Raw genomic sequence first — 26366 nt, forward strand, 5'->3', positions numbered from 1 at the left:
TACGTTGCTGGTGGCGTAAGTATTGATGGAACGGGGTGTTGAGCGCGGCGATGGGTGCGGCTGGTAGAGCCGTCCAAGCTTTCTCAGCAAACCCGGTAAAAGCACAACTCAACATGATCAGGAAAGCGCGCGCCGGTGCCGATGAAAATCTGTTCGTGCAACCAGCTCAGTTCGGGTGCGGCCGTTTCGAATCGTGGATAGCTGCGAAAGTAGATGCGCGACGGATCGACTTTTTCGCCGCGGGCCAGTTTCGCGATGTCCTCGGCGCTGCCGGTGCGGATGCCTGTGTTCTCGACATACACGCGATGACCGTCGGTCGTTTCGATGACGTAGCGTGCGTGAATGTCGGTATACGTGGCCGAACGGATCGACTGAAAATCCGCACCGCCGGGCAGGATGGTGCCGTTGAGCTTGGGGCCTGTGACAGTGCCGCCCAGAATCGGAATGACGCGGCGGCGGCCTTGTGGCGTGTCGCCGACCTCTTGCGGCGGGCCGACTTGTACGTGCAGCGTGGCGAGGTGTTCGAGTTTCGGAGGCGTGGGCTCGGTTGGATTAACGGTGCTCATTTTTTTCTCCGGTATGGCGACGCAGTGCGGCGGGGTCAAATCCCGCCAGCTGCTTGTAGCGCAGCGATACGGCTTGCAGTTCGTGTTCGGGGATGACGTCGGCAATGTTGGCAAAGCCTTGCGGGGCGCGCTCTTCGGCCATTTGCATGACTTGCTCTGGGCCGTTCAGGCGATTGCGCAATACGATACCGGCCGTGCGCGGCAGGCGATCGGCTTCGTATTCGAGCAGAGCGGTTTCTAACGCGCGTACTTTGCCTTGCTGGGCTTGGCTGATGCAATCGGCCAGGCAGCGGGCATCCAGAATGGCTTGGGCTGAACCGTTCGAGCCGATGGGGTACATGGGATGCGCGGCATCGCCTAACAAGGTGAGACGGCCCTTTGTCCAGCGTGGCAGGGGATCGCGGTCCACCAGCGGGAATTCATAGATGGCCTGTGCGCCGTCGATGATCGAGGGAATATCGATCCAGTCCCAGCGCCAGTCGGAAAATCGATCGGCAAAGACGGATTTGTCGACGCGGCGATTCCAATCGGTGGCGGGCAGCGTCGCGTCTGGAATGGCCAGTTCGGCGATCCAGTTGATGAGTGAACGGCCCTCCCGATACAAGGGCGCCGAGATCGGATAGCAGACGAATTTCTGATCCTGATGGCCCGCCATGAACATTGTGCGGCCATCCAGATACGGCGCCGCCTCGGTGACTGCGCGCCACAGCATGCGACCGGAGAAACGCGGTTCGTCGCCGGTGGAATAAAACTGTTTGCGTAGGGCCGAGTGAATGCCATCGGCGCCGATTACGGCATCACCCACTGCGGTATGCAACGAGCCGTCGGCGCGGCTGCGAAAATGCGCGCGCGCTGTGGTGCCGTCATTCTCGGCCGACTCCAACACCATTCCTGTGACGATGGCATCGTGACCCAGGCGCGCGCGTACTGCCTCGGCTAGCAACATCTGGAATTCGCCACGATGTATCGAGAATTGAGGCTGCGGATAGCCTGCTTTCAGGCCACGCGGTTCCTGCCAAATGGCTTGGCCGAACTTGTTGTAGTAGTGCAGGGCGGATGTGGGGATGGCGTGTTCGGCGAGCGTGTCCAGCAGACCCAGCGGTTCCAGTTCGTTCACCGCATGCGGCAGCAGGTTGATGCCCACGCCTAATGGGCGCAGTTCTTGCGTGCTTTCATAGACGCGGCAGTTGATGCCTCGCTGATGCAGCATCAGGGCCAGCGTCAGTCCACCTATGCCGCCGCCGGCAATCACGATATTCATAAAGTCTCTCTCTCTCCGACTTACCTTCGTCGCTCACGCACGAATTTTATATTGTTATGTACCATAACAAATTGGGCGTGAGAGTCGGCACTGGGACTAACCCGTAATGGGGTGGGCCTGGAGGCCGAGGACGGGCCGCGGGAGCCTGGATTCATCGAAGTATCAGGTCTTGTCATCCGTGGGCGGTTCACGCGCTTGTCGGGCGGCATGTAGCGCTAGACTCCCGTCTGCGGTAGTGTGTAGTTCCTTTTTTATTTCACTCATGGCGTGCTATGCCCTCAGCCTCTGCATCGCGACCGCGTCGGCCATCGGCCCGTGGCGAACATTTTGATCCACATGTCGCGGGCATCGAATATGGTGCGCTGGATTCGCTGGTGGGCTATGCGATCCGGCGAGCGCAGATCCTGATTTACGAGGATTTTCTGGCGGCGCTGGAGCCCTGGGACATTACGCCACAGCGATTCTCGGCTTTGACGCTGATTGCATCGAATGCCGAATTGAAGCTCACCGATCTGGCGCGGATTCTCGGTATTGCCCGGTCGGGAGCCGTGCAATTAGTCGATCAGCTGCAGGCGATGGGCTACGTCACGCGTCGCGACGCCGTAGCAGACAAACGAGCCTACGCCTTGACGCTGACGCCAGCCGGGCGACGCGCGCATACAAGTATCACTCGGGCGGTACAGGCCCACGATCAACGTATCAGTGCGCAGTTGAGTGATGTGGAACGCAAGCAGTTGATTGCGTTGTTGGGGCGGGTTGGGTAAATCAATATTCCCGGTCGGGAATAATCATGGGAATTTTGCGCGTCGTACGTTTTAAAATTACCGATCGGGAAATTTTTGATGAAAACGTCGCTTTTTTTGAATAAAAGTTCCTGAGCGGTAATTTTTTATCGCCAATCATCTATCAAACTCTCTAGAATTACCGATCGGGAATTAGCAAGTGTAATCATGACAACCGACTCTATGCCCATCGATGTGTACGCGCCGACCAAAGTCCGTACTTCTGCCGAGCTAGGCAAACTCGTCAAAGCCGTGCGGGCGGAACAAGCGTTATTGCAGGTCGACTTGGCCGGACTCGCGGGGACTGGTAACCGGTTTGTCGTTGATCTGGAGCGGGGCAAACCCACACTGCAGTTACAGAAGGTGCTCGACATGTTGGATCTGCTCGGGTTGGAGGTGGTGATCCAGCGCAAACGCGGAGACTTTTGATGGCGACGGTCGATGCGTTAGACGTCTATGCCGCCGGACGATGTGTTGGGCGTCTTTTTGACGACCAGCCGTTGAGGTTCCGCTATGACCCTGCTTGGTTGGCTTGGTCTGAAGCTCGCCCGATCGCACCGGATTTGCCCTTAGGCGAACAGGATCTGGTGGGCGATCATGTGTTCGCGTATTTCGAGAACTTGTTGCCAGAGGGCAACCTCCGGCGTTTGTTATCTGTCAGCCGCCATGCCAGTACGGTATTCGGACTCTTGCGCAGTGTGGGCGGTGATACTGCAAGCGGTGTGACGATTTTGCCTCAGGGCGAAAAACCCGCACCCCCCAGTTATCGGCCGACGAGTTGGGCGGAGATCGCGCAGCGGATGCAACAGGCAGTTGTTCCGGCGTTAGTCGCGGAGAATGCGGAGGGTACGCGCGTCTCTTTGGCGGGGGCACAAGACAAACTGCTGTTGATGGTGTTGCCGGACGGCTCACCCGCGATTCCAGAAGGCACGGCGCCGTCCACGCACATTCTCAAGCCCGATATTCGGGGGCTTGATGGTGTCTGGTCATCGGCATTGAATGAAACGATGGTGATGAAACTGGCTGCTGCGTTGCAGCTCGGGGCTGCCGAGGTCGAATATCAGCCCGATACGCGCGCTTGTCTGGTGCGCCGATATGATCGCAGGCCTGATGGCGCAGGAGGATTGGCCCGATTACATCAGTTGGATTTGTGCCAATTGGCGGGAACGCCATCGGAGGTCAAGTATGAGGCCGATGGTGGACCGACTCTGGCGCAATGTCGGGAGATCATGCGGCGTATGGGGGTGACGGCACAGGATGTGCAGCGTTTTGTGCGCTGGGTACTCTTTAATTTATTCGTGGGTAATAACGATAGTCATGCCAAGAATCTTTCGGTGATACAAGACGCGAGAGATGCATGGAGGCTGACGCCATTCTACGATTTGATGTGTACGGCTATTTATCCGGGATTGTCGCGACAGTTTGCCTTTCGGATTGGCGGTGAGATGCTGCCGGGCAAGATTGGGGTGAGCCAGTTGCAGGCGCTGGGGCGGGATCTGGGTGTTTCTGGTCGTTATGTGTTGCGCGCGGGGCGGGAGTTGGCAGATGAATTGCCTGCGGCGCTAGAGAAGGTAGTCGCAGAACTGCGAGGGCAGACTCGGGCGGGGACTGAGCATACGTTGCTGGAGCGACTGGAGCAGTGGATTCGGGGGAATACGCGTAAGCATGTGGCTCGGTGGGAGTAACGGGGGGCGTTAGTTGTCGTATGCGCAGCGGGTGTTTCTATTTTGGCCGTCCCTGTCGGTCGCCTGCAAGCCGCACCGAGCCTATCGCGGCGACTCGGCCCGTTAGCAGGGGCCTCGGCCTCGCTGCGCGAGGCTAAATCGCCGCTCAACGGCCCGGTGCGGCTTGCAGGCGACCGACAGGGACTCGCAGTAGTGGCATGCCGAGGCAGTGCTGAAGGGTTGTCGGGTTACGACAGCGGCAGCGTCAGCACGCCTTGGGTCGCCGGGCGCATCATCAGGCGGCGGTACCAGACGTTCAAGGCGGGTGTCGCGGGGCGCTCGATGGGCATTGCCAGCCAGCGGTGAGCGACGCAGCCTAGGACGATGTCGGCCATGGTGAGATGGCTGCCGATGATGTATTCCTTTTGCTGCAGGGCGTTTTCCAGGATCAGGCCCAGATCATTTGTCTTGCGCGTGGATGCCTCGATGACAGCGTGGTCGCGTTTGTCTTCCGGGGTGCGGATCAGGCCTAGGAATGCGGGGCCCATGGCGGGTTGCCATTCAGTCGCGGTCCAGTCCATCCAGCGATCGGCTTGGGCGCGCACGGCGACGTCGGTGGGCCAGAGGGTGCCTTCGCTGTAGCGTGCCGCCAGGTAGCGGACGATGGCGTTGGATTCCCACAGGATCAGGCCGCCGTCGTCGATGACGGGGACTTTGCGGTTGGGGTTCATGGCGCCGTATTCGGGCGTGTCCAGGCCACCAAATTTGCCGCCGACTTGTTCAGCGGTGTGCGGCAGCGCGAGTTCGCGCACGGTCCACAGGACTTTTTGTACGTTGACCGAGCTTGAACGTCCCCAGATTTTTAGCATGATGATTCCTTAGGTTTGCGGCGCAAGTTGGCGCCGCGCAAAGCCAGCCGTACGACCAAAGCGTGACCAATTGAATGCCGGCCCGGGGTCGGTCTTGCGCCCCGGAGCGATGTGTTCGTGGCCCCACGCCGCGCGCAGCGGATAGCGGGCGCGCAACAGACGGGTCAGTTTGGCCAGGCTGGTGTACTGGGCGTCAGTGTAGGGCAGAATGTCGGTGCCCTCGAGTTCGATGCCTAGAGAAAAATCATTGCAGCGCTCGCGGTTTTCAAAGCGCGAGACGCCTGCGTGCCAGGCCCGCTTGTCGGTCGATACGAATTGTACGATCTGGCCGTCACGTCTGATGAAGAAATGCGCCGATACTCGCAGGCCGCGTAGCCGCTCGAGCCAGGGATGGGCGGCATAGTCCAGGCGGTTCAGGAACAAACCGGCGACATGAGGCCCACCAAATTGGTTCGGCGGCAGGCTGATGTTGTGGATGACCAGTAAGGAAACCGTGGACCCGGCAGGGCGCGCGTCATGGTTGGGTGAGGGTAGCAGGCGCACCGCAGGAGCAGGCCTCAGCCACCCGTGTCGATCAAGCTGTAAAGACATAGATGCGGCTCGTTAATGGTAACTGTAAGCCTCATTATGCCTGCCTTGCTTGATGCATCAACTGGATGCCACGTTACGGCATGTGTGATCAGGTTAACGCTCGCCCAATCGCGCGTGCTCGTTGCTGCACCAGGTCTTGCCTGCGATCAGCAGCGCCTCTGAGCGCGGCAAATGCACACCACAGTGCGCACAGCGCACCATGGATTCGACGGGGCCGCTGCCGGGCTGGCGGGCGGGCGCGCTCGGGGGCGCTTTGGCGGCGGCGCTGCGTTTGGCGCTATTGCGGGCCGACACGATACGCATCACCACCATGACCGCCAGGATGATGACGACCCAGATTAACAACTTGCCCACTTCAACTCCGATGAAGAATGACTTCCAGTACAAACCGGCTGCCGGTGTAGGCCAGGATTAGAAAGGCGAATCCGGTCAGTGTCCAGCGCAACGCGACGCGGCCGCGCCAGCCGCGAATGTGGCGGCCCAGCAGTAATACTCCAAAGGTCAACCATGACAGGAGTGTGAAAACCGTTTTGTGGTCAAAGGGCAGGACCTTGCCTGTCAGTTCCATCGAGGCGATGGAACCGGTGATGACGGCGGCGGTCAGGACGGCGAAGCCGATCCAGATGACACGAAATAACAGCCGCTCCTGGACCAGTAGCGGTGCCTGGGCATCGAGGACGCGGCCGATGAGGCTGCGTGCTGCGGGGGCTTCGAGCGGGCGGTGCAGGTGGCGGTCGAGCAGGGCCATCAGCAGGGCATGCAGGGCCGCCACCGTGATCAGGGCATAGGCGGCCAGGGCGATGAGTAGATGCACGCGTAGCGAACTGTTTTCGGCATGGGGGACGAGCTGCCCCTGGGGAAACAGCGCCGCGAGGGCGCAGATCACCGTGGCGGCTGGCAATAGCAGTAGCTGCAGCCCGTCAATGTGGACCAGCAGGCTTTCCAGCCAGAACACCACCATGCCCAGCCAGACCGCGGCGGACAGGGCGAGCGCCCACCCTATGAACAGGGGTGAGCCGCCCAGCATGGCCTGATACAGGCCGATGCCGTGCAGAACCAGGGCGCCCAGCAGGCTCGCGCGGGCGACTTTGCCCGCTTTTTCGACGCTGCCTGCACCTTTCAGGCGCCACCAGAGGGCCCCACCGAGCACGGCGTAGGCCAGGGCGGCCGCTGCGTGAAATACAATGCCTAATGACATAAAAACCGTTGTCTGGATGGGGCCTCTCAGGCGCTAGTCGCTGGCAGGGATAAAACCCCCTGCTGCCCGGGCCACCGTTCAATCAACTAGTGTAAGCGGAAACGCCTCTCATGCTCGATAACCTGACTCAACGTTTGTCGCGCGTCGTCAAGACGCTGCGCGGCGAAGCCCGCCTGACCGAGGCCAACACGCAGGAAATGCTGCGCGAAGTGCGCATGGCCCTGCTCGAGGCTGACGTGGCCTTGCCTGTCGTGCGCGATTTTGTCGCACGCGTTAAAGAAAAAGCCCTGGGCGAAGATGTCGTCGGCAGCCTGAGCCCTGGCCAAGCCCTGGTGGGCGTGGTCAGCAAGGAGCTGACGGCTCTGATGGGCGGCGATCTGGGCGCCGGCGCCGGCGATCTGTCGCTGGCCGTGCAGCCCCCCGCCATCATCCTGATGGCTGGCCTGCAGGGGGCGGGTAAAACCACCACCACCGGCAAGCTCGGCCGCTGGCTGGCCGAGGGCAATCACACCCAAAACGGCCGCAATACCGGCAAGAAAAAGGTCCTGACGGTCAGCGCCGACGTTTATCGCCCGGCCGCTATCGATCAGCTGAAGGCCGTCGCGGCCCAGGCAGGTATCGATTTTCTGCCCTCGGATCCTAGCCAGAAACCCGAAGACATCGCCCGTAATGCCGTCGATCACGCCCGTCGCCATCACTACGATGTGCTGATTCTGGATACGGCAGGCCGTCTGGGTATCGACGAGGCCATGATGCGCGAGATCCGCGCACTATACGATCTGGTCAAACCTGTCGAAACCCTGTTCGTGGTCGATGCTATGCAGGGGCAGGATGCGGTCAATACGGCCAAGGCCTTTGCCGAGGCGCTGCCCCTGACGGGTGTGGTGCTGACCAAGCTGGATGGTGACGCACGCGGCGGCGCCGCTCTGTCCGTGCGCCACGTGACCGGCAAGCCTCTGAAATTCGTCGGTGTCTCGGAAAAATTGGATGGGCTGGAGCCTTTCTACCCCGACCGTATGGCGCAGCGTGTGCTGGGCATGGGCGACATCGTGTCGCTGGTCGAACAGGCACAAAAGAACATCGATATCGCCGAGGCGCAAAAGCTGGCGACGAAACTCAAATCGGGCAACAAGTTCGATCTGAACGATTTCCGTGAGCAATTGGGCCAGGTGAAAAAGCTGGGCGATATGGGTTCGTTGCTGGAAAAGCTGCCTTCGCAGTTCCAGCAGGCCGCGGGTCAGTTGCAGGGCGGCCAGGCTGAAAAGCAACTGCGTCGTACCGAAGGCATCCTGAACTCGATGACGGCTGCCGAACGCGCCAAGCCCGAATTGATCAAGGCATCACGTAAACGCCGTATTGCCGCGGGTTCCGGTGTCCCGGTGCAAGAGGTCAACCGTTTGCTGTCCCAGTTCGAGCAGATGCAGGGCATGATGAAGCAAATGAAGAAAGGCGGCATGGCCAAGATGATGCGCGCCATGGGCGGCATGAAAGGCCTGGGGCGCTTTGGCGGAATGCGATAAAGCAAAGCCGCCGGCGGCAAAAAATACCCCCACGCTGCGCCTTCGGCTTGCTGCCCCCCGAGGGGGTGTTTTTGTCTTGGGGCGGCCCGGCGACAAAAAAACGGCCAGACATGAGTCTGGCCGAGTCAACCAACGCGAACGGGGATTGTCCGCGTTGGTGCAAACCGGCAAACGCTGCGGGGGCTTGCCGGTTTGTGCGGTTCAGTTCAGCGGCGGGATGCGCAGTACTTGGCCCGGATAGATCTTGTCCGGATGCGTCAGCATGGGCTTGTTGGCTTCGAAAATCACGGTGTGCTTGGCGCCCTGGCCGGCACCGTAGTGAGCTTCGGCGATTTTCCAGAGGTTGTCGCCTTTTTTGACGGTGTACATCTGGGCCTCGGGTGCAGCTTGTTTGGCGGTCAGTTGGTTATCCACCTGGGCCACGCCCACGGTGTTGCCCAGCGCCAGCGTGATTTTCTCGGCTTCTTCGGTCGAAGCCGCTTCGCCGGTCACGGTGACTTTATCGCCATCGACTTGAATGTTCAGGCCATCGGCACTCAGACCGTGCTTGTCCAGTTCCTTCTTCAGTTCATCTACCGATGCCGCCTTGGCTTCGCTGGCGCCAAACAGTTTTTCGCCGACATCTTTAATAAAGCTGAGCAGACCCATAGTGTTTCCTCTTTTAGACTGTTAAGAAACGTTAAGTGCGTGTTGGCAGAAGATGGCGTTATTTAACCCGCTGACGACATCTGCTGGGAACTCATTATGGGCCGATTCCGTGAAGGCTGTGCTCTTCTCCCGCCGATAATCGGTAACTAAACATTACTATGTGGGGGCGTGCAAGGCGCCAGCCGCTGTCCGGCGGGTCAATTTCCACACATGCGCGGGTGGCATATTGGCGATGACTGTCTCGACGCGCCGTGCCCGCAGGCCGAGGCGATCGAGCACGCGTTGTCGGACGGGGCAACGTGGTCCATATGTAAATAGGACCATTGAACCGCCGGGGCGCAGTTGTGCAAACGTGCTGCGCAAAATGCCAATCTGCTGTTTCACCGGCATATTCAATAAGGGCAACCCACAGACGGCGACGCCGGCCAGGCTGTCGGCAAACAATGGCACGCCGACCAATTTGGCGGCATCCCCTTGATAAACATAGGCATCGGGGAAATCATGCCGCAGTTGCTTGGCGAACTGCGGGTCCATTTCCACCAAGGTGAGCTGTGCCGATGTCAGACCGCGCGCCACCAGGGCACGGGTAAAGGACCCGGTCCCTGCGCCCAACTCCAGGCACGGCCCCGAACTCGGCGTGATATCGCGCGTCATGGCGGCGGCCAAGCGGGCACTGGAAGGCCAGATAGCGCCAATGCCTTTGGGATTGGCGCGCCAGGCACGCAGAAAACGTATGCGCTCAGCCACCCAGGAATGGCGGCTAATGCGACTCGCAACATGCCCGGTGGCGCGGCCTGCAACCCCTGCGATACGAAACAGCCGCGAACCTACGGGCAGACCGGATTCGTCTCCGGTCAGGAACTTGAGCAGCATATGGACTCCTGTGAGCAGAGTTGGCTTGCCGCAACGCAATAAATATGCTTCTTGCGAGCCAACATCAAACACAGGCGCCAGCGTACTACGTGGTTGGTCTTGTGCAAGAGCTAACTACGTCTGGGTATCGCACCGTTGATAATTTTCACATTCTGTGTCGAATATCGCCGACGGTGACACGCTTGGTCACGCCTGTCTGCCCTGGGTCAGTGCGGCCTGCGATTCAGCCTCCGCCGACGGCCACGACGATTTCGACTTGGTCGCCGTCCTTTAGGATGGTGGCTTCGTGCTGGCTCTTGGGGACGATTTCGCCATTGCGTTCTACCGCCACGCGTTTGCCTGCGTAGCCCAGGGTCTGGAGCAGTTCGATAACCGTGGTGTCCAGCGGGAATTCGCGTGCGGCACCGTTGAGCGTGATGTGCATGATGGCTCCTTATTGTGCAGCGTAGGCGTCGGTGGCTTCGATGAGCTTGGCTAATGTGCCGGGCTCGTCAAAGGCATGGCCGGCATCCGGTACCAGGTGAAACTGCGCCTGGGGCCATGCACGGTGCAGGTCCCACGCGGTGCGTGCGGGGGTGCAGATATCGTAGCGCCCTTGCACGATGGTGCCAGGGATGTTGTGCAGTTTGTGCGCGTCGCGAATGAGCTGGCCTTCTTCCATGAAGCCGTTGTTCACAAAGTAGTGATTTTCAATGCGGGCAAAGGCCAATGCGGCGCGATCTGCGGCGTGGCTTTGCTGGTGGCGAGGGCTGGGCATGAGGGTAATGGTGCTGTCTTCCCATTTGCTCCAGGCCTTGGCGGCGCGCAGCTGCGCGACGGGGTCCGGGCCAGTCAGCCGCTTGTGATAGGCGCCGATCATGTCGTCCCGTTCCTCTGGCGGAATGGGTTCGAGATAGGCTTCCCAGTGGTCGGGGAACAACCACGATGCCCCCTCCTGGTAGAACCACTGCAGCTCCGAACGGCGCAGGCTGAAGATACCGCGCACGATGAGTTCGCTGACATGGCTGGGGTGCGTCTGTGCGTAGGCCAGCGCCAGCGTCGAGCCCCAGGATCCGCCGAATACCAGCCAGCGGTCTGCGCCCATGACTTCCGTGCGCAGGCGTTCGATGTCCGAGACCAGATCCCACGTTGTGTTGTTGTCCAGGCTCGCGTGCGGCGTCGAGCGGCCGCAGCCGCGTTGATCGAACAACAGCACGTTGTAGCGCTGTGGATCAAACAGTTGACGGTGCACGGGAGCGCTCCCGCTACCTGGGCCGCCATGCAGAAACACGGCCGGTTTGCCCTGCGGATTGCCACAGAGTTCCCAATAGACTAGGTGCCCGTCGCCAGTGTCCAGCATGCCGTGGCGATAGGGCTCGATAGCGGGGTACAACATAGTTAAGCGGTCCTCTGGAAGATCAGGTCCCAAACGCCATGGCCCAGACGCAGGCCGCGGGTTTCGAATTTGGTTTGTGGGCGGTAGTCAGGGCGCGGAGCGTAGTCGGCAACGGTGTTGCGCAGCAGCGGCTCGGCGCTCAGGACTTCCAGCATTTGTACGGCGTAGTCTTGCCAATCGGTGGCACAGTGCAGGTATCCGCCTGGGGCGATGCGGCTGGCCAACAGCGAGACGAACGGGGGTTGCAGCAGGCGGCGTTTGTGATGGCGTTTTTTGGGCCACGGGTCGGGGAAATAGACGTGGACGCCGGCCAGGCTGTCGGGGGGGATCATGTCGCGCACGACTTCTACGGCGTCGTGCTGAATGATGCGCAGGTTCTGCAGGTCGGATTCTTCGATGCGGCGTAGCAATGAACCTACGCCGGCGTTGAAGACTTCAACTCCCAGGAAATTGTCGTCAGGGCGGGCCTGAGCGATTTTCTGGGTGGTTTCGCCCATGCCGAAGCCGATTTCCAGCACGGTGGGGGCTTGGCGGCCAAACGGGGCCGCCAGATCCAGGCGCTGGGGAGAGTAGGGGATGGACCATTTCTCCAGCAGATGCTCCAGCGCATCGCGTTGGCCTTGGGTGATGTGGCCACGGCGGTGGACGAAACTGCGGATATGGGTCGCGCCTGGGCTGTTCGGGGCTTGCGTGGCCGGTTCTAGGGCGGCGCGGGTGGCTTCCGACAGGGGGGCGGAATCGGGAGAGTCGGGGGTGTTCGTGTTCATAGGGGGGATTGTAGTAGGGCCCGGGGGGAATTTCCCCGGGGGGGGAGTGGTTCTTCTGGAGGTCGTTCATGGGCAATAGGGTCGGAGGGGTTTCGCTGGGCCAGCCCGGCGCACGGGCGACGATAGCTATTGGGGTAGCATTTCGCCTATGAATGTTGCTCGGTTTGATCTCACTACGCTGGCTTTGTTCGCCGCTGTCGCGCGGGCGGGCAGTATTTCTGCGGGCGCGCGGCTGTCGCATTTGGCGGTGGGAGCGGCGAGCAAGCGGATTTCGGATCTGGAGGCGGCGTTGGGAACACCGTTGCTGTATCGGAATACGGCGGGGGTGGAACTGACGGATGCGGGGCAGGCTTGTCTGGTGCATGTGCAGCGTGTGCTGCAAGAGGTCGAGCAGATGGCGGGCAGTTTGTCCGACTTTGCCCAAGGGGTGAAGGGGCAGGTGCGGATTGCTGCGAATACGTCGTCGCTGACGCAGTTTTTGCCAGAGGACCTGGCGGCGTTCATGGACGAGCACCCGGCCGTGCGGATCGATCTGGAAGAGCAGAACAGCACCGATATCGTGACGGCGGTCTTGGAAAATCGTGCGGATATCGGCGTGTTTGCGGATCGCACGCCGGCGCAGGGATTGTTGACGGTGCCTTATCGACCGGATGAGTTGGTGTTGATTGCGCCGCAGCGTCATCCGCTGGCGAATTCACCGTCTATCGCATTCGCGCAAACGCTGGATTATGAGTATGTCAGCCTGCCGCCGTCGACGTCGTTAGCCTCGCGCTTGAACGAGGAAAGTGCGCGATTGGGCAAGGCGATGCGGCTGCGGATTCAGGTGCGCAGTTTTGATGCGATCTGTCGGATGGTGGTGGCGACGGGGGGCGTGGGGGTGTTGCCGCGTATCGCGGCGGAGCCGCATGCGCGGTCGATGTCGATACGTTTGATCCCGTTGACGGATGAGTGGGCGCACCGATGGTTGCTGTTGGGTGTACGTGATGCGGATACGCTGACAGTGGCAGCGCGGTTGTTGTTGGCGCATCTGCGCAGTGATGCGGGTGCGAATGTGTAGGCACGCGGGGCTCGTATCCATGGGCATTGCAGGCGGCGTGGATCACGCGGTATTGACTGACCGCCTCGTGTATAAACAGGCCTATTGATTCGCCCACTCGGCCGGCATCATGCGTTGATGACTACTCGTTGTCATGAGGAAAGCAAATGCCTTCTGTGCCGGATACCCACGGCGCGTATTTTTCCATGACTTGCTGAAACCGCGCGTCTGCCAGAAAGGCTTCTAACCAATGCGTCAACGCAGGCCAAGATTGCGCCTCGAACCATGCTTGGTCGACATGCGCGAATTGGCGCACGAAGGGCGCGATGGCCATGTCGGCCAGGCTGCGGCGTGCACCAAACAGATAATCCTGCCCCTGCAAGCGGCGGTCCAATTCCATCAAGTATTTCGCCCCTGCGGTGCGATGCGCAAGAGCATCGGCGTTCTCATAACGGCCAGGATATTTATAACGATCCAGATCGGTCTTGAACGCTCCATCGCATTGCTGAATCAGCGCTTCCATCTCTGTTGTCGAGCCTCGATCTGGCGTCAGCCAATATTCGGGGTCATGTTGTGTCAAGGCCCAACGCATGATGTCCAGACTCTGGTCTATCACTTTTCCATCCGGCAGCACTAACACCGGCACAGTGGCTTTGGGCGAGGCCGCCAGCAATTCCGCGGGTTTCGCGCGCAGAACCACTTCGCGTAATTCGCAATGCTGGCCACTGGCGGCTAATGCCAATCGTGCCCGCATCGCATAGGGGCAGCGACGGAACGAATAGAGGACGGGTAAAGCGGGCGAGGACATAAGCTGGGTAATAGGCGGGTTTCTTTGTGCGAGTTCTCAGGTTAGTACATTCCCTAGTTTTTCCGTCGGGTTTCTCCGCCCGTCAGTCGGGCCTTTCTCGTTTGGGAAACCCCATTTCTTATAAGAACAATTCCCGAGCCGCACGCTTTCGCGCACACTCCCATCCGCTGCAATCCATCTTTCATAGGAACACACATGGCTGGGCAAATTCTGGCGGGCATACGCGTACTGGAGCTGGGGCAACTGATCGCCGGTCCCTTCGCCGCCAAAACCTTGGCCGATTTCGGCGCGCAAGTCGTCAAGATCGAGCCGCCAGGCCTGGGCGATCCACTGCGTAAATGGCGATTGTTGCATGAGGGTACCTCTGTCTGGTGGGAGGCCCAATCCCGCAACAAGCAATCCGTCTGCGTAGATTTGCGCCAGAAAGAAGGCCAGGAAATCATTCGTTTGCTGGCGGCCCAAGCTGACGTGTTGATCGAGAATTTCCGCCCCGGCACCATGGAAAAATGGGGTATGTCCTGGGAAGAACTCCACGAGCTCAACCCACGCCTGATCATGCTGCGCGTATCCGGCTATGGCCAAACCGGCCCCAAAGCCCGCGAGCCCGGTTTTGCTGCGATTGGCGAGGCCATGGCTGGCCTGCGTTATCTGAATGGCGAACCTGGCCGTGCTCCTGTACGTGGTGGACTTTCATTGGGCGATACCATCGCCGGTCTGCACGGTGCAATGGGCGTGCTGCTGGCCCTGTATCAGCGCGATGCGCGCGGTGGACAAGGCCAGGTCATCGACGCAGCGCTCTACGAGAGCCTGTTCAACTTGACCGAAAGCCTGCTTCCCGAATACACCGCCTTTGGTGCTGTGCGCGAGCCGTCTGGCGCATCCTTGCCGGGCATCGCGCCCTCGAATGCCTATCGTTGCAAAGACGGCTACGTGCTCATTGCCGGCAATGGCGACGGTATCTACACCCGATTGATGTCTCGCATCGGTCGCGATGATCTGGGCAAAGATCCCGGCCTGGCTCACAACGATGGCCGTGCCGCCCGCGTACACGAAATCGACAGTGCCATCAGCGCCTGGACGGCGGAACGTGATATCGACGAGGTCCTGCAAGCCATGCGCGAGGCCGACGTTCCCAGCGGCCGTATCTATTCGGTCGCCGACATCGCTCGCGACCCGCATTACCGTGCGCGCAACGCGATCGCTGAAATAGAGGGCGCCAGCGGCATTCGCGTCGAAATGCCTGCCGTTTTCCCCATCCTGTCCGATAACCCCGGCGCCATTCATGATCGTGCGCCCACCCTGGGCGAGCATACCGATACCGTACTCGCCGGCGCCGGGATGACCGAAGAACAACGCGCCGAATTGCGCGCCCGCGGAGTGATCGCATGAATACCGGTACGCCCAGCATCGAAATCAACGAAGTCGGCCCGCGCGACGGCCTGCAAATCGAAAAGGCCTTTGTGCCTACCGAAGAAAAAATCGCTTTGGTCGACGCGCTTTCCGACTGCGGATTCTCACGCATCGAAGTCACCAGCTTTACCTCACCCAAAGCCATTCCCGCGTTGGCCGACGCGCAAGAAGTCATGCGCCGTATTCGCCGGCCTCCCGATGTCATCTACACCGCACTGGTTCCCAACATCCGCGGCCTGGAGCGCGCCATTGAGGTCGGCACCCAGGAGATGAATCTGGTGATGTCCAGCAGCGAAACACACAACCGCGCCAACCTGCGTATGACGCGCGATCAATCCCTGGCGGAGCTGACCAGCATTCTGCATGCGGCACAAGGCACCTCGACCCCTTGCAACGTCTCGCTGTCTACCGTATTCGGTTGTCCCTTTGATGGTGATGTGCTCGTGGACGATGTGCTGCGTCTGGCCCATCAACTGGCCGAGGCGGGCGCGGCTGGCATCACGCTGTGCGACACCACCGGCATGGCCTATCCCACCCAGGTCGCGGCGCTGTGCGAGACCGTATTGCGAGAACTGCCGGGTCTGCCCATCACCATTCATTTGCACAACACACGTGGCATGGCGCTCGCCAACGCCATTGCTGCCTGGCAAACCGGCGTGACGCGTTTTGATGCAGCGGTGGGCGGATTGGGCGGCTGTCCCTATGCGCCAGGCGCCAGCGGCAACGTCAACACTGAGGAACTCGTGCACATGTTCGAGTGCATGGGCGTGAAAACCGGCGTGTCGTTGCAGCCGCTATTGAACATCGTGCGCGGGTTGCCGCAACTGGTGCAGCGCGAATTCTCGACCCCATTGCTGGCGGCAGGCCATCGGCTGGCGACTCACCAACCGCCTGCATGGTTGGCGGAAAAATTTGGGCCGGCTGACGGCGTCCACGCGTAATCAGCCGTATGTAGTGACGTATTCCGCAGTGCTCTATCGCGGGCGCGTGATCTAGCTGAACAGCGTATTCAGCTAGATCAAAACTTTCGCATGGCATTACCCATAACAAGTTGGCCATCAGAATCATTCCAACAACATCGTCCAGAACAACTATCAGGAGACCTTGTCCATGAATCTATCTTTGCTATCTAAAACCCTGCGCGCTGGCTTGACCGCTACCACCCTGGCTATCGCTGCCAGCCCCGCTATTGCGCTGGCCGACTATCCCGATCGTCCTGTTACGCTGCTCGTTCCCGCAGCACCCGGCGGTACGACGGATCTGGCGGCGCGTCTGATCGCACAACCCTTGGGCGAGGCCCTCGGCCAAAGCGTCGTCGTGGAAAACAAACCTGGCGCCTCTGGCAGCATCGCCTCGCAAGCCGTCGCCAAAGCTGCGCCCGACGGCTATACCTTGTTGCTGCAGTACTCCGGATACAACGCGATTTCTCCGCATGTGCAGCCCACCGATTGGGATCCGATCAAGGATTTTGCGCCCATTGCCAACATCTTGTCCGCTCCGCAGGTCATTGTCATTCGTCCGAGTCTGCCGATTAATTCCTTAAAAGAATTGGTCGCCTATGCCAAGGCCAATCCCGACAAACTGAACTACGCGTCGTCTGGCAACGGTGCTCTGCAGCACGTGGCGACCGAGTTGCTGAAGCAGATGGCGGACATCAAAATCGCACATATCCCGTACAAGGGCACCGGGCCTGCCTTGAACGATTTGCTGGGTGGTGCGGTGGATATGACGATCACGACTCCACCGCCGTTGCTGGGGCATATCGCTGCGGGCAAGCTCCGCGCCTTGGCAGTGACCGGGCCGAATCGCCTGGCGTCATTGCCGAATGTCCCGACCGTCGCTGAGGCGGGTTATCCGGACTTGCTGGTGTCGTCGTGGTTTGCCATGTACGCGCCCAAAGGTACGCCTCAGGCCGTTATCGACAAGCTGGCCGGCAAGATCGAAACCATCATGAAGACCGATGACTTCCGGAAAAAGGCCGAAGCACAGGGCGCGGAAGCCGAGTTCATGGGGCCGGCAAAGCTCGGTGAATACACCCAGCAGGAATATGACCGCTGGGGCAAAGTCGTGAAAGCTGCCGGAATCAAGGCGAACTAAACACGGTGTTGAAACCCGCGCTATAATCCATCCCCTCTGCCGCGCCTATGGGCGCGGCACGACACCCAAGCGGGTGTAGTTCAATGGTAGAACGGCGGCTTCCCAAGCCTCAAGCGTGGGTTCGATTCCCATCACCCGCTCCACTTCAGCTTTCCACGAACATCTACTTACCCCCAGGGAACGTTGTAAGGTCTCGTCCTGCTAACTGATTTCCTACACATTCCAAAATGCGCCGCATCGGAACAGGTGAACAAAAGGACGATTCCTTTACCCTTTGAGCAGCGCAGCGGCTGCCTCCATCTGTCCATGCTCGAAAGCTGCTGCGAAGTCATCTAATTCGTATGCGCGCAGCCCCACCTCAGGGCCAAGAGCCACCTTTCGCCAATTCACTACTGCAGCATAAATTTCGGCCATGATTGTTTGGGCCTGTTTTTGGTCCAATGAGAAGTAAGCCGACCGAGCCAGCAGCATATGGACATCGGTGATCGGACCGTCTTCCTCAGACAGCCATGTCTTGGATTCACGTTCTTTGTCTGGAAACGGATTGATGTCGAACGCAGGCGCAAGACGCCATAGTCCATGCTCCACATGCAGGAAACCATGGTTCTGCAAGTGATCGTCCACGTTGGTAATCAATAGATTGAACACGAGACGGCGCCAGAGTTGATGCAAATCCCGAGTAGGCGAGTGTCCGTAGGAACGGATGGCATCCGCAATTTCCGTGTAGCTGCGGTCTTCCTCGCGCGAGGCCTGCAACAGTGATGCCGCTGACTGGTATGAAGTGCGGCCATCATTGCCATCACGATCAAATCGTCGGATGACGGCCACGGGGACTTCGGCTAAGGAGACTATGCGAGCAGGGGCGGCATCGATGCCCGCCAACTGTGCCAGTTTCAACGCCAGGACTTCGCCACGCGTGACGCTGCGCGTGTCGTTCACGCTGGGGAACTTGCCGATGGCAAGCCTGCCGTCTCCGTCCACGATCGTGCATTTGGGGCGCATGCCACCAAGTGACGTGCCCTTGCCCTGCAGGTAGCGCAAATCTTCGACCGTCTCTTCTCCGCGCTCGACGGCGCGGCTGGCTTGGTAGATATGTTCGAGCTCTATCAACGGTGGGGTAGTGCGCCAACCCTCTGGTGCCGTTCTATGCCAGGTTCCATTCGGATCGCGCAGGCGCAGTGCGCCAATGCGGCTGAAGTCATCGACCGCCAGCAGATAATCTAATTCCGTCAGGGGCTGCAGTTTCGGGTCGGTGCGGCGACGCTTCGCATGGTCGCGGGCGATGACGCGACGGCCCCAGGCGTCGGGGGCTGTATCGGCTATTGCACCATGGAATACAGAGTCATGAGGCGAGGCTGCCTTGTGTGGCTGGTGACCAGGCATCAGCTGCAGGTCTGCCGATACGTTGAACCGATCAGGGCTGGTCAACCAGATCTCATCGTAGGCGAAAGCGCAGTTCTGGCGACGTCCTTGCTGGACGTACACGAGCGTGCCTAGCGGCAGGCCAGCCTTGCCGATGCATACCTGGACTTGTTGGCGGGTGGGAGCGGCGACGGGCATCACAGTGCTCCCGAAGAGCCGCCGGACTTGCTGCGCACGCGTTTGGGCAAGTGCTCGTCCATCAGCGTCAGTCCGATCTCGTCGTTTGACGTATCCAGCAGATGTTCAAGCGCGCGAATCTCGCCGAAGACATGTAGTGCGCGGGCAAAGAAGTGGATGGGCACCTTGACATCGCCTTTCTCCATCCGGCGCACGGTGGATAGGGACGCACCCATGCGCTCGGCAAGCGAGGCCTGAGAGATGTGGCGTCGCCTGCGAGCCAAGGAAATATCGCTGCCGAGCTTCCGTATCGCACGCTCAACGGGTAAAGGAAGGGGAGGGGTCATGATTAAAGTTCCCTTGAGAACATTAATTATAGATAGATGTTCTCAAAGGAGCAATTATGGCTCATAAGCTCAAGTAGTTCCAGAGGGTGACCAACAGCCTCAAACCGGTACATAATCCGGTACATTCCTGTTCCCCGAACAGGAATAGCCCTTGTGCAGCGTTAACGGTCGTGCGGTCGGTTAATGCGTTTCCGTGCAGCTTTGACGGTAGTGTGCCGCGAGACGATTTGTGCCCTCTCGAATCTGCCTGATCTCCGCATTGGCGTCGAACCCGCCTTCCGCCGGCGTCGCCCGCATATGCCCTGGTACCTCGGAAGTCCTCATGGCGACCAAGACGTGGTGATGAAGAAGAACCGTATCCAGCCATTCGGCCTCGTTGACGGTCAACAATGGCGTGAGCTGTGCTGCGCGTTTCTCGAAGGCTACCTTGTCCGTGAGCAGGCCCGGGGGCATCGGCGCAACAACGCCAACCGGTATGGTCGCCGCGTAGCCGCGGTCAGCCGCATAGTGAATTTCGGCGGCGAGCGTGGCCGCTGTGCGCAACGTTTGGCAATGGAGCTCTTCGCCTTTGGCGCGCCGCTCGGCCGATGCTCTCGCCGATAGCTCTTGCATGGCGAAAGGAAGCATGAAGTACGACGAAAGGGCGGTGCCGAGTGCTGTTGCAACGGCAATCACGACAGTCCAAAGAGCTGCGCTCGGAAGTGAACGGAGTTTCGGTGGTTCTTTCGGTCGGTCCACGAGCACTGTCTCCTAATCGCAAAGAGAAAGCGACATTGTGCCCTAGAGGCTGAGACTAGTACCCAAGGTCAGCGACACTTTGCGAGGGGCGAAAATAGTGTTCCGGAGCACTGAGAGGCTCACAAGTGCTAGGCGGCGCCGATGCTGTATCCCCCGAGTTCAGATGTGCGCAAGGATATTGACGAGCTTTCCAAACGGATCACGAACGTAGAATCGGCGCACCCCCCAAGGCTCGTCAACAGGCCCATATTCGATGGAGAATCCCGCATCTCTCATACGCTGGAATGTCGTGTCCACGTCGTCGACTTCGATCGATAGATCCGGCACAGGCGTTCCAGATCCGCCTTGCACTGCAAAGCTCAACTGGACAGTCATTTTTTCCGCCATGCGGCCATACGTCTGAAGCCAGCCGTGATCCATCAAAAGCTCCAGGCCGAGAATGTCTTGATAAAACGCGCGAGCTAGACTTGGGTCCGGCACGTCCAGGTTGGCCACTATACGTTTGACTTGCAATCTTGACTCCTTCTACCTCGCTGGCGAAGTTAGCAAAAAAGTTGCTTCAGCTATTTTAGAGAAAGCTGTCGAGAACACTGCAGCCTGAGCGCATCACTCCTCACAGCGTGCTTACTGTCGCAGCGCTGTTGCTATTACGTCGGCCAAGCCTCGTCCTGCGCTGCCGTCCTCATCCAGACGTGGGTTATAGATGGTGATCTCGATGCCGACCGCCTTACCGCTTGCTAACGCAATCCGAAGCGCGGCCCCTAGCGCATCCCACGACAGCCCGTCTGGTACGCGAAAATCGACAGCCGGCATGATGTCATCATCGAGGCAATCGGCGTCGAGATGAATGAAGAAACCGTCGAGCTCATCTCGGGTCAGGTGGTCGACCGCTTCTCGCGCGGCGGCCTCGATGCCCTTCGCCCGCACGGCCGGAAGATCAATCGCTTTGAGTTCTTTGGGGAGCGGCTGGCTGCCGTATTCCTCCTGGTCCTTATGATCGCGATACGCGAATGCGACAGCATCTTCGGGACGGACCAGCGGGCCGCGACCTTCAAGGTCGGTGAGTGTCGACGGGCCGTAGCCAGTGACCCACGCAAGGTCCATTGAGGCGCCTTCGCCATTCGGCTCCGCCTCAGGTTGAAAGAAATCGGCGTTGCCGTCGATGAAGAACAGGCCGTAGCGGCCGCGCCGTCGAAACGCGAGCATCGAGCCCAGCACAATGGTGCAGTCGCCGCCGAGCACCACCGGAAATTCTCCCGCGTCCAGTATCGTCTCCACGGCGTCGGCAAGTTGCGGCGACCACGCTGCAATTGCCTCGGCATTCAGGATGCCGGTGGTGGGATCGGGCGTAGGATTCTTGCGAGGCACAGCCACCCGCCCTGCGCGTCGCGCACGGATGCGCTGCGCGAGACCGAGTTCCAAAAGCCGATCGGGCAAGCGTTCCACGCCGTCGGTCGCCAAGCCCAGCGTAGAGGGGGCCTCGAGAATTGCATAAGAGAGGGTCTGCATTCGCACCTCCATTAGCAGCTATTTGCAGAGTAAGTCACTACCTTCCGCTCTTGCAACCGTTCAGGCCAGTCGGTGCCAGGACCGATACTTGCGCTAGGGTGTGAGTTATGCCGATCACGTCGATTTTGCAAGTCTGATATCTGACCGATAGCGAAACAGTGTGACTCTTTGTTCCAGTCACCGCATCCGCAATGACCGTTCAGGTATAAAAACTCGTACGTGTTCGAGTTTGTCCATTCAGCCCGCCATCCCTCAAGGAGAGCCCAGCCATGGCCAATATACCGAAAAGTCGTTCCGGTGCGTCCGTCAGCAAGAGCAAGTCCGACCGCCGTGGAAACGGTGATGAGCTTCACCAGGAAACAGGCGGGACGCACCCGCCGCTGACGACCAATCAGGGTATCCCGATCTCCGACAACCAGAATTCCTTGCACCCGACAACGCACGGACCGACATTGCTGGAAGATTTCGTCCTGCGCGAGAAGATCACGCATTTCGACCATGAACGTATTCCGGAGCGTATCGTCCATGCGCGCGGCTCTGCAGTCCATGGTCACTTTGAGTTGACCAAATCGCTGAAGAAATACACCACCGCCAAATTGCTGACGGAGATAGGTGCCAAGACTCCAGTCTTCGTCCGGTTCTCTACGGTGGCGGGCGGTGCCGGCTCGATCGACACACCACGCGATGTACGTGGTTTTGCCGTGAAGTTCTATACCCAGGAGGGTAACTTCGATCTGGTCGGCAACAATATTCCCGTGTTCTTCATTCAGGATGCCATCAAGTTTCCCGATCTGGTGCATGCGGTAAAGATGGAACCGGATCGCGGATTCCCCCAGGCGGCCACGGCCCACGACACATTCTGGGATTTCATTTCGCTCACCCCCGAATCGATGCACATGATCATGTGGGCAATGTCCGACCGGGCAATTCCACGCTCTCTGCGCATGATCGAGGGCTTTGGCGTTCACAGTTTCCGTCTGGTCAACGAGAAGGGAGAGAGCACGTTCGCCAAGTTCCATTGGCGGCCAAAGCTAGGCCTGCAATCGACCGTATGGGACGAGGCGGTGAAAATCGCGGGTGCCGATCCGGATTTCCATCGACGTGACTTGTTCGAGGCGATACAGCGGGGCGACTTCCCGCAATGGGAATTGGCCGTGCAGCTATTCACGGAAGAGGACGCGGCGAAGTTTCCCTTCGATCATCTCGACGCGACCAAATTGATTCCCGAAGAGACCGTGCCGCTCACCGTGATCGGGACCATGGTGCTCGATCGGTGGCCGGATAATTTCTTTGCGGAAACCGAACAGGTGGCGTTCTGTCCGGCCAATATCGTGCCGGGGATCGATTTCAGTAACGATCCTCTGCTGCAGGGGCGTTTGTTCTCGTACCTGGATACTCAGCTGTCCCGGCTCGGATCGCCGAACTTTCACCAGATTCCTGTCAACGCGCCGAAGTGTCCGTTCGCTAACCTGCAACGCGACGGTCATATGCAGATGCAGGTTCCCAAAGGGCGAGTGAACTACGAACCTAGTTCCTTGCAGGTCGATACGCCTCGAGAAACAGCGTCGGGCTTTCGCAGCTACGCGCAGCCCGCCGAGGATGGAACCAAGGGGCGCATCCGGCCGGAGAGTTTTGCCGACCATTACAGTCAGGCGCGATTGTTCTACAAGAGCCAGACTGCACCGGAGCAGGCACACATCGCCTCGGCGCTGGTGTTCGAGTTGTCAAAGGTGGAGACACTCCATGTTCGGGAAGCCATCGTGGGCCACCTGCGGCATATCGATAGCGGCCTGGCCAAGCGCGTGGCCGATGGTCTGGCGTTGGATAGCCTGCCGCCTGTGCCGCCAGCAGCCGTCAAGCCTCAGGATCTGCCACCCTCACCGGCATTGCAGATCATTGGCAAGATGAAGTCCACGCTGGAGGGGCGATCGATTGGTATCCTGATTGACGACGGCTCGGACGCGGCTGAGATTCAGTCGCTACGCCAGGCAGCGGAGGCGGCTGGGGCCTGTGTCACGATCGTTGCACCCAAGGTGGGCGGCGCTAAGCTCAGCGACGGGACCAAGCTGCCCGCCGACGGGCAGCTTGCGGGAACGCCATCGGTCGTCTTCGACGCGGTCGCCATCGTGCTGTCCGCCGAGGCCGGCAAGAAACTGGCCAAGGAGGCCGCGGCAGTTGACTGGGTGCGGGATGCCTACGGGCACCTCAAGGCGATTGCTGCCAGCGGGGGGGCGCAAGCGGTGCTGCAGGCAGGAGATGTGGCGAAGGATCCGGGCGTGGTAGGGGTCGACGATGTTCGCGGCTTTATCAAGGCAGCAAAGACGCGGCAATGGGACCGTGAGCCCAAGGTGCGAATGCTAGCTTGATCCCGTACCTATCTCGCAGCGAGGGTGTGCTGGCGCCTGCGTCCGTCGAAGACCTGGGCGGCGCCGCGCACTCAATTTCGCGAGGCAGCGATGTCGGAAACTATCCGGCGTCGAGCCGCGAGCCCGGGCTCGGACTGTTGTTTTACAAGCTCCACGATTGACCGCGGCGCGACATCCGGGCTGCCAGCATTGAAAGGCGGCGCCGGATCATATTCGAGCTGGAGTTGAATAGCCTGCGCTTGCTCAGCGCCCGCCAGTTCCGCGACCACGGTCAATCCGAAATCAATACCTGCTGTCACGCCGCCGCCTGTGATGATGTTGCCATCACGGACTACCCGTTCGTGAGTCGGAATGGCGCCCAGGGGCTCAAGCAACGAGTGAGCAGCCCAGTGCGTAGTCGCTCGCCGGCCATGCAGCAATCCTGCCGCACCCAACAATAGCGCGCCGGTGCACACAGACGTGATGTAACGGGCGCTGGCGGCTTTTCTTTGGACAAATTCGATTGTTTGACTGTCCTGCAGCAGGTCCGTTACGCCACGCCCGCCGGGCACACAAATAACGTCCAGCGGTGGGCAGTCTTCGTATGTGGTGGAGGGCGTCAGGATGAGGCCACTGCTGGACATAACCGGCTCACGCGTTTTCCAGATCAACTGGATCGTTGTGTCAGGCAGCGACGCGAGGACATCGTGAGGACCGGTCAGGTCCAGTTGTTGTACGTCGGGAAATACCAGAAATCCGATTTGAATCGTCATGAATATGCCTTTTTCAAAGGTAGTGGCGACGCGGGACAACGACGCAGCTCGAGATAGACAGATAGATTCTATGCGGGTAGCCTTTGGCGGAATTGCCAATTACCCCTCGATTTCTGCCAAGTCATGTCAAGCAAAACCCGATCCATTTTGCTGCTGGCGTTTCCGGACGTTCAATTGCTTGACGTCAGCGGGCCATTGCAGGTTTTTGCCTCGGCCAATGAACTCTTGGCAGCGCGAGGGCTCGCACGGCCCTATGCTCCCAGAGTCGTGTCAGCCGATGCCGGACTCGTGACCTCGTCCTCCGGCTTGGCCCTGCAGAGCCATTCTCTGCGTACCGTAAAGGGGCCGATCGACACGCTGGTGGTGCCAGGCGGGCGCGGCGTCTGCGCCGCGTCGGCGGATACGCGGCTGACTGATTGGATTCGGCGGCAAGTAGGCCGCTCCAGACGTATCGCCTCTGTGTGCTCCGGGGCGTTTCTGCTGGCAGAGGCCGGATTGCTGGATGGACGCCGCGTGGCAACGCATTGGTCGCGCTGCGACGAGCTCGCGAAACGCTATCCAACACTGCGCGTAGAGACGGATCCCATTTTCGTTCGCGACGGTGACGTCTGGACATCCGCCGGCGTGACCGCGGGCATCGATCTTGCCCTCGCGTTGTTGGAAGAGGACCTGGGGCGCTCGATGGCGCTTGAGGTCGCTCGTGAGCTCGTCGTCTTTCTGAAGCGGCCGGGAGGCCAGTCTCAGTTCAGTGCCACACTCTCGATGCAAAAGGCGAACGATCAGTTTGGCGAGTTGCACACGTGGATGGGAGAGCATCTGGGCTCCGACCTGTCCGTCCCTGCCTTAGCTAGACGGCTCCACATGAGCGAGCGCAGTTTCATGCGCCACTACAAAGCAGAAACGGGCATGACGCCTGCGCGTGCGGTTGAGAAACTTCGGGTCGAGACGGCACGGCGGTTGCTTGTCGACACGGCATGGTCGGCCAAACGTATCGCCGCCCGCTGCGGCTTTGGCAATGAGGAAGGCATGCGGCGCAGTTTCGTTCGGTTGCTACGGATCAGCCCCCAGGCGTACCGGGAGCGATTCTCGATTGCCTGACAGGCTTGGGCCGGGGCTGCTTTCCCGTTTACTTCCCACCCGTATAGTCTTTCATCACCTGGGTCATGAATTCTGCTTTAGCGACGCGGCCGTCACGGTTCGTGTCCATGGCCACAAACTGACTGTCGCTGACTTCTTTGGGGAAATCGTTTTTGCCGAGATAGCCGTCCGAATCCGCATCCAGTTTTCCGAAGGCTGCTGTCATGAAGGCTTGGTATTCAGTTTGGCTCACGTCGCCACTGCGGTCGGTGTCGAGTTGTTGGCGCTGCTCGGCCGTCAGTGAGGTCGATGCGGGAGGCGCCGCCGCTGCGGTGCAGAGAACGGGAAACAGGACAAGCGCACCAATTGCGCCCGAAAGTGTGGTTTTATTCATGGATGCTCCTTCAGTTCGCAGACGGCTTATCTCAGCGTGCTGCATTTGTATTTCTTCATGCCCTTCTCAATGTAGTCGGGCTCGCGGTGGCGCGCTTTCCAGAAATGCTGATTGGCGATCTTCATGAGCATAACTGCTTTTCCCATGGCCTCCAACCCTTCTGCGATAAGGACAGTATC

Annotated in this window: 29 protein-coding genes and 1 tRNA gene; 11 read left to right on the top strand and 19 right to left on the bottom strand. The window is 59.8% G+C overall.

Going from position 1 to position 26366, the window contains the following annotated elements; genetic code table 11:
* Positions 1 to 83: 83 nt before the first annotated feature.
* A complete protein-coding gene (locus tag ACYVI2_RS18985; protein ID WP_415816439.1) occupies positions 84 to 566 on the bottom strand; it encodes a DUF3237 domain-containing protein in 483 nt (160 codons plus the stop codon).
* Complete coding sequence (locus ACYVI2_RS18990; RefSeq protein ID WP_415816441.1) at positions 553 to 1827, bottom strand: flavin-dependent oxidoreductase; 1275 nt, start codon at positions 1825 to 1827, stop codon at positions 553 to 555. Before ACYVI2_RS18990 ends, ACYVI2_RS18985 begins: the two co-directional genes overlap by 14 nt.
* A 272-nt stretch (positions 1828 to 2099) precedes the next feature.
* On the opposite strand from ACYVI2_RS18990, the gene ACYVI2_RS18995 reads away from it, so the two are divergent.
* The 3 genes from ACYVI2_RS18995 to ACYVI2_RS19005 all read left to right on the top strand — a co-directional run bounded on the left by ACYVI2_RS18995 (position 2100) and on the right by ACYVI2_RS19005 (position 4294).
* Positions 2100 to 2591, top strand: coding sequence for a MarR family winged helix-turn-helix transcriptional regulator (locus tag ACYVI2_RS18995; RefSeq protein ID WP_415816443.1), 492 nt, complete (start codon positions 2100 to 2102; stop codon positions 2589 to 2591).
* 186 nt (positions 2592 to 2777) lie between these two features.
* Positions 2778 to 3038, top strand: coding sequence for a helix-turn-helix domain-containing protein (locus tag ACYVI2_RS19000; RefSeq protein WP_254924372.1), 261 nt, complete (start codon positions 2778 to 2780; stop codon positions 3036 to 3038).
* Positions 3038 to 4294, top strand: coding sequence for a type II toxin-antitoxin system HipA family toxin (locus ACYVI2_RS19005; RefSeq protein ID WP_415816445.1), 1257 nt, complete (start codon positions 3038 to 3040; stop codon positions 4292 to 4294). Before ACYVI2_RS19000 ends, ACYVI2_RS19005 begins: the two co-directional genes overlap by 1 nt.
* Before the next feature lie 227 nt (positions 4295 to 4521).
* Here the strand turns inward: ACYVI2_RS19005 and ACYVI2_RS19010 are convergent, their stop codons facing one another.
* From ACYVI2_RS19010 to ACYVI2_RS19025, 4 genes are all read right to left on the bottom strand, one after another.
* Complete coding sequence (locus ACYVI2_RS19010) at positions 4522 to 5142, bottom strand: glutathione S-transferase family protein (protein WP_415816447.1); 621 nt, start codon at positions 5140 to 5142, stop codon at positions 4522 to 4524.
* Between the two features lie 9 nt (positions 5143 to 5151).
* Positions 5152 to 5733, bottom strand: coding sequence for a 1,6-anhydro-N-acetylmuramyl-L-alanine amidase AmpD (gene ampD / locus ACYVI2_RS19015; protein ID WP_415816449.1), 582 nt, complete (start codon positions 5731 to 5733; stop codon positions 5152 to 5154).
* Positions 5734 to 5826: 93 nt separating this feature from the next.
* Positions 5827 to 6087, bottom strand: coding sequence for a PP0621 family protein (locus tag ACYVI2_RS19020; RefSeq protein ID WP_094823433.1), 261 nt, complete (start codon positions 6085 to 6087; stop codon positions 5827 to 5829).
* A gap of 1 nt (position 6088) precedes the next feature.
* On the bottom strand, positions 6089 to 6931 hold the full coding sequence (locus ACYVI2_RS19025) for a cytochrome C assembly family protein (RefSeq protein WP_415816451.1): 843 nt from the start codon (positions 6929 to 6931) through the stop codon (positions 6089 to 6091).
* Positions 6932 to 7041: 110 nt separating this feature from the next.
* Here ACYVI2_RS19025 and ffh point away from each other — a divergent pair, with 110 nt between their 5' ends.
* Complete coding sequence (gene ffh, locus ACYVI2_RS19030) at positions 7042 to 8451, top strand: signal recognition particle protein (protein WP_415816453.1); 1410 nt, start codon at positions 7042 to 7044, stop codon at positions 8449 to 8451.
* Between the two features lie 201 nt (positions 8452 to 8652).
* Here the strand turns inward: ffh and lysM are convergent, their stop codons facing one another.
* The 5 genes from lysM to trmB all read right to left on the bottom strand — a co-directional run bounded on the left by lysM (position 8653) and on the right by trmB (position 12114).
* Positions 8653 to 9099, bottom strand: coding sequence for a peptidoglycan-binding protein LysM (gene lysM / locus ACYVI2_RS19035; protein WP_415816455.1), 447 nt, complete (start codon positions 9097 to 9099; stop codon positions 8653 to 8655).
* Positions 9100 to 9255: 156 nt separating this feature from the next.
* Complete coding sequence (locus tag ACYVI2_RS19040; RefSeq protein WP_415816457.1) at positions 9256 to 9972, bottom strand: class I SAM-dependent methyltransferase; 717 nt, start codon at positions 9970 to 9972, stop codon at positions 9256 to 9258.
* A gap of 223 nt (positions 9973 to 10195) precedes the next feature.
* Complete coding sequence (gene thiS / locus ACYVI2_RS19045) at positions 10196 to 10396, bottom strand: sulfur carrier protein ThiS (RefSeq protein WP_094839128.1); 201 nt, start codon at positions 10394 to 10396, stop codon at positions 10196 to 10198.
* 9 nt (positions 10397 to 10405) lie between these two features.
* Positions 10406 to 11347 (bottom strand): alpha/beta hydrolase family protein, encoded by a 942-nt coding sequence (gene pip, locus ACYVI2_RS19050; protein WP_460490334.1) that lies wholly within the window; start codon positions 11345 to 11347, stop codon positions 10406 to 10408.
* Between the two features lie 2 nt (positions 11348 to 11349).
* Positions 11350 to 12114 carry a tRNA (guanine(46)-N(7))-methyltransferase TrmB gene (gene trmB / locus ACYVI2_RS19055; protein ID WP_460490335.1) on the bottom strand — a complete coding sequence of 255 codons (765 nt, stop codon included), beginning with the start codon at positions 12112 to 12114 and terminating at the stop codon, positions 11350 to 11352.
* Positions 12115 to 12262: 148 nt separating this feature from the next.
* Here trmB and ACYVI2_RS19060 point away from each other — a divergent pair, with 148 nt between their 5' ends.
* Positions 12263 to 13171, top strand: coding sequence for a LysR family transcriptional regulator (locus ACYVI2_RS19060; RefSeq protein ID WP_415822598.1), 909 nt, complete (start codon positions 12263 to 12265; stop codon positions 13169 to 13171).
* A gap of 121 nt (positions 13172 to 13292) precedes the next feature.
* Here the strand turns inward: ACYVI2_RS19060 and ACYVI2_RS19065 are convergent, their stop codons facing one another.
* The gene (locus ACYVI2_RS19065; protein ID WP_415822597.1) at positions 13293 to 13958 is read right to left on the bottom strand and encodes a glutathione S-transferase; all 666 of its coding nucleotides are present in this window, start codon (positions 13956 to 13958) and stop codon (positions 13293 to 13295) included.
* A 195-nt stretch (positions 13959 to 14153) separates the two neighbouring features.
* On the opposite strand from ACYVI2_RS19065, the gene ACYVI2_RS19070 reads away from it, so the two are divergent.
* The 4 genes from ACYVI2_RS19070 to ACYVI2_RS19085 all read left to right on the top strand — a co-directional run bounded on the left by ACYVI2_RS19070 (position 14154) and on the right by ACYVI2_RS19085 (position 17608).
* Positions 14154 to 15347 (top strand): CaiB/BaiF CoA transferase family protein, encoded by a 1194-nt coding sequence (locus tag ACYVI2_RS19070; protein ID WP_415822595.1) that lies wholly within the window; start codon positions 14154 to 14156, stop codon positions 15345 to 15347.
* On the top strand, positions 15344 to 16309 hold the full coding sequence (locus ACYVI2_RS19075) for a hydroxymethylglutaryl-CoA lyase (protein ID WP_415822594.1): 966 nt from the start codon (positions 15344 to 15346) through the stop codon (positions 16307 to 16309). Before ACYVI2_RS19070 ends, ACYVI2_RS19075 begins: the two co-directional genes overlap by 4 nt.
* Before the next feature lie 169 nt (positions 16310 to 16478).
* Positions 16479 to 17465 carry a Bug family tripartite tricarboxylate transporter substrate binding protein gene (locus tag ACYVI2_RS19080; protein ID WP_415822593.1) on the top strand — a complete coding sequence of 329 codons (987 nt, stop codon included), beginning with the start codon at positions 16479 to 16481 and terminating at the stop codon, positions 17463 to 17465.
* A 69-nt stretch (positions 17466 to 17534) separates the two neighbouring features.
* Positions 17535 to 17608, top strand: a tRNA-Gly gene (locus ACYVI2_RS19085).
* A gap of 124 nt (positions 17609 to 17732) precedes the next feature.
* On the opposite strand, the gene ACYVI2_RS19090 is transcribed toward ACYVI2_RS19085, so the two are convergent.
* The 5 genes from ACYVI2_RS19090 to ACYVI2_RS19110 all read right to left on the bottom strand — a co-directional run bounded on the left by ACYVI2_RS19090 (position 17733) and on the right by ACYVI2_RS19110 (position 21598).
* Positions 17733 to 19025, bottom strand: coding sequence for a type II toxin-antitoxin system HipA family toxin (locus tag ACYVI2_RS19090; protein WP_415818590.1), 1293 nt, complete (start codon positions 19023 to 19025; stop codon positions 17733 to 17735).
* Positions 19025 to 19351, bottom strand: coding sequence for a helix-turn-helix domain-containing protein (locus ACYVI2_RS19095; RefSeq protein WP_415818588.1), 327 nt, complete (start codon positions 19349 to 19351; stop codon positions 19025 to 19027). The genes ACYVI2_RS19090 and ACYVI2_RS19095 overlap by 1 nt, the downstream gene beginning before the upstream one ends.
* Before the next feature lie 180 nt (positions 19352 to 19531).
* The gene (locus ACYVI2_RS19100; RefSeq protein WP_415818586.1) at positions 19532 to 20089 is read right to left on the bottom strand and encodes a hypothetical protein; all 558 of its coding nucleotides are present in this window, start codon (positions 20087 to 20089) and stop codon (positions 19532 to 19534) included.
* A 159-nt stretch (positions 20090 to 20248) separates the two neighbouring features.
* Positions 20249 to 20602: a VOC family protein gene (locus ACYVI2_RS19105; protein ID WP_415818584.1), complete on the bottom strand. Its 354-nt coding sequence runs from the start codon at positions 20600 to 20602 to the stop codon at positions 20249 to 20251.
* 111 nt (positions 20603 to 20713) lie between these two features.
* Complete coding sequence (locus ACYVI2_RS19110) at positions 20714 to 21598, bottom strand: arginase family protein (protein WP_415818582.1); 885 nt, start codon at positions 21596 to 21598, stop codon at positions 20714 to 20716.
* Between the two features lie 269 nt (positions 21599 to 21867).
* Here ACYVI2_RS19110 and ACYVI2_RS19115 point away from each other — a divergent pair, with 269 nt between their 5' ends.
* Positions 21868 to 23964: a catalase gene (locus ACYVI2_RS19115; RefSeq protein ID WP_415818580.1), complete on the top strand. Its 2097-nt coding sequence runs from the start codon at positions 21868 to 21870 to the stop codon at positions 23962 to 23964.
* Positions 23965 to 24035: 71 nt separating this feature from the next.
* Here the strand turns inward: ACYVI2_RS19115 and ACYVI2_RS19120 are convergent, their stop codons facing one another.
* Positions 24036 to 24716 (bottom strand): DJ-1/PfpI family protein, encoded by a 681-nt coding sequence (locus tag ACYVI2_RS19120; protein WP_415818578.1) that lies wholly within the window; start codon positions 24714 to 24716, stop codon positions 24036 to 24038.
* A 123-nt stretch (positions 24717 to 24839) separates the two neighbouring features.
* Between ACYVI2_RS19120 and ACYVI2_RS19125 the strand changes: the two genes are divergently transcribed.
* On the top strand, positions 24840 to 25814 hold the full coding sequence (locus tag ACYVI2_RS19125; protein WP_415818576.1) for a GlxA family transcriptional regulator: 975 nt from the start codon (positions 24840 to 24842) through the stop codon (positions 25812 to 25814).
* Positions 25815 to 25842: 28 nt separating this feature from the next.
* Here the strand turns inward: ACYVI2_RS19125 and ACYVI2_RS19130 are convergent, their stop codons facing one another.
* Positions 25843 to 26187 (bottom strand): EF-hand domain-containing protein, encoded by a 345-nt coding sequence (locus ACYVI2_RS19130; RefSeq protein ID WP_415818574.1) that lies wholly within the window; start codon positions 26185 to 26187, stop codon positions 25843 to 25845.
* Positions 26188 to 26366 lie beyond the last annotated feature (179 nt).

This window comes from Bordetella tumbae (genome assembly GCF_054780995.1).

What these genes read in the sequence shown, in the direction of transcription:
- ACYVI2_RS19095 (WP_415818588.1), bottom strand. Translation starts at nt 19,351, where the DNA reads ATGACCCCTCCCCTTCCTTTACCCGTTGAGCGTGCGATACGGAAGCTC.
- ACYVI2_RS19115 (WP_415818580.1), top strand. Translation starts at nt 21,868, where the DNA reads ATGGCCAATATACCGAAAAGTCGTTCCGGTGCGTCCGTCAGCAAGAGC.
- ffh (WP_415816453.1), top strand. Translation starts at nt 7,042, where the DNA reads ATGCTCGATAACCTGACTCAACGTTTGTCGCGCGTCGTCAAGACGCTG.
- lysM (WP_415816455.1), bottom strand. Translation starts at nt 9,099, where the DNA reads ATGGGTCTGCTCAGCTTTATTAAAGATGTCGGCGAAAAACTGTTTGGC.
- ACYVI2_RS19125 (WP_415818576.1), top strand. Translation starts at nt 24,840, where the DNA reads ATGTCAAGCAAAACCCGATCCATTTTGCTGCTGGCGTTTCCGGACGTT.
- ACYVI2_RS19010 (WP_415816447.1), bottom strand. Translation starts at nt 5,142, where the DNA reads ATGCTAAAAATCTGGGGACGTTCAAGCTCGGTCAACGTACAAAAAGTC.
- ACYVI2_RS19110 (WP_415818582.1), bottom strand. Translation starts at nt 21,598, where the DNA reads ATGCAGACCCTCTCTTATGCAATTCTCGAGGCCCCCTCTACGCTGGGC.
- ACYVI2_RS19070 (WP_415822595.1), top strand. Translation starts at nt 14,154, where the DNA reads ATGGCTGGGCAAATTCTGGCGGGCATACGCGTACTGGAGCTGGGGCAA.
- ACYVI2_RS18995 (WP_415816443.1), top strand. Translation starts at nt 2,100, where the DNA reads ATGCCCTCAGCCTCTGCATCGCGACCGCGTCGGCCATCGGCCCGTGGC.
- ACYVI2_RS19005 (WP_415816445.1), top strand. Translation starts at nt 3,038, where the DNA reads ATGGCGACGGTCGATGCGTTAGACGTCTATGCCGCCGGACGATGTGTT.
- ACYVI2_RS19130 (WP_415818574.1), bottom strand. Translation starts at nt 26,187, where the DNA reads ATGAATAAAACCACACTTTCGGGCGCAATTGGTGCGCTTGTCCTGTTT.
- ACYVI2_RS19120 (WP_415818578.1), bottom strand. Translation starts at nt 24,716, where the DNA reads ATGACGATTCAAATCGGATTTCTGGTATTTCCCGACGTACAACAACTG.
- ACYVI2_RS19075 (WP_415822594.1), top strand. Translation starts at nt 15,344, where the DNA reads ATGAATACCGGTACGCCCAGCATCGAAATCAACGAAGTCGGCCCGCGC.
- ACYVI2_RS19090 (WP_415818590.1), bottom strand. Translation starts at nt 19,025, where the DNA reads ATGCCCGTCGCCGCTCCCACCCGCCAACAAGTCCAGGTATGCATCGGC.
- ACYVI2_RS19060 (WP_415822598.1), top strand. Translation starts at nt 12,263, where the DNA reads ATGAATGTTGCTCGGTTTGATCTCACTACGCTGGCTTTGTTCGCCGCT.
- ampD (WP_415816449.1), bottom strand. Translation starts at nt 5,733, where the DNA reads ATGTCTTTACAGCTTGATCGACACGGGTGGCTGAGGCCTGCTCCTGCG.
- ACYVI2_RS19040 (WP_415816457.1), bottom strand. Translation starts at nt 9,972, where the DNA reads ATGCTGCTCAAGTTCCTGACCGGAGACGAATCCGGTCTGCCCGTAGGT.
- ACYVI2_RS19080 (WP_415822593.1), top strand. Translation starts at nt 16,479, where the DNA reads ATGAATCTATCTTTGCTATCTAAAACCCTGCGCGCTGGCTTGACCGCT.
- ACYVI2_RS18985 (WP_415816439.1), bottom strand. Translation starts at nt 566, where the DNA reads ATGAGCACCGTTAATCCAACCGAGCCCACGCCTCCGAAACTCGAACAC.
- ACYVI2_RS19065 (WP_415822597.1), bottom strand. Translation starts at nt 13,958, where the DNA reads ATGTCCTCGCCCGCTTTACCCGTCCTCTATTCGTTCCGTCGCTGCCCC.
- thiS (WP_094839128.1), bottom strand. Translation starts at nt 10,396, where the DNA reads ATGCACATCACGCTCAACGGTGCCGCACGCGAATTCCCGCTGGACACC.
- ACYVI2_RS19025 (WP_415816451.1), bottom strand. Translation starts at nt 6,931, where the DNA reads ATGTCATTAGGCATTGTATTTCACGCAGCGGCCGCCCTGGCCTACGCC.
- trmB (WP_460490335.1), bottom strand. Translation starts at nt 12,114, where the DNA reads ATGAACACGAACACCCCCGACTCTCCCGATTCCGCCCCCCTGTCGGAA.
- ACYVI2_RS18990 (WP_415816441.1), bottom strand. Translation starts at nt 1,827, where the DNA reads ATGAATATCGTGATTGCCGGCGGCGGCATAGGTGGACTGACGCTGGCC.
- ACYVI2_RS19000 (WP_254924372.1), top strand. Translation starts at nt 2,778, where the DNA reads ATGACAACCGACTCTATGCCCATCGATGTGTACGCGCCGACCAAAGTC.
- pip (WP_460490334.1), bottom strand. Translation starts at nt 11,347, where the DNA reads ATGTTGTACCCCGCTATCGAGCCCTATCGCCACGGCATGCTGGACACT.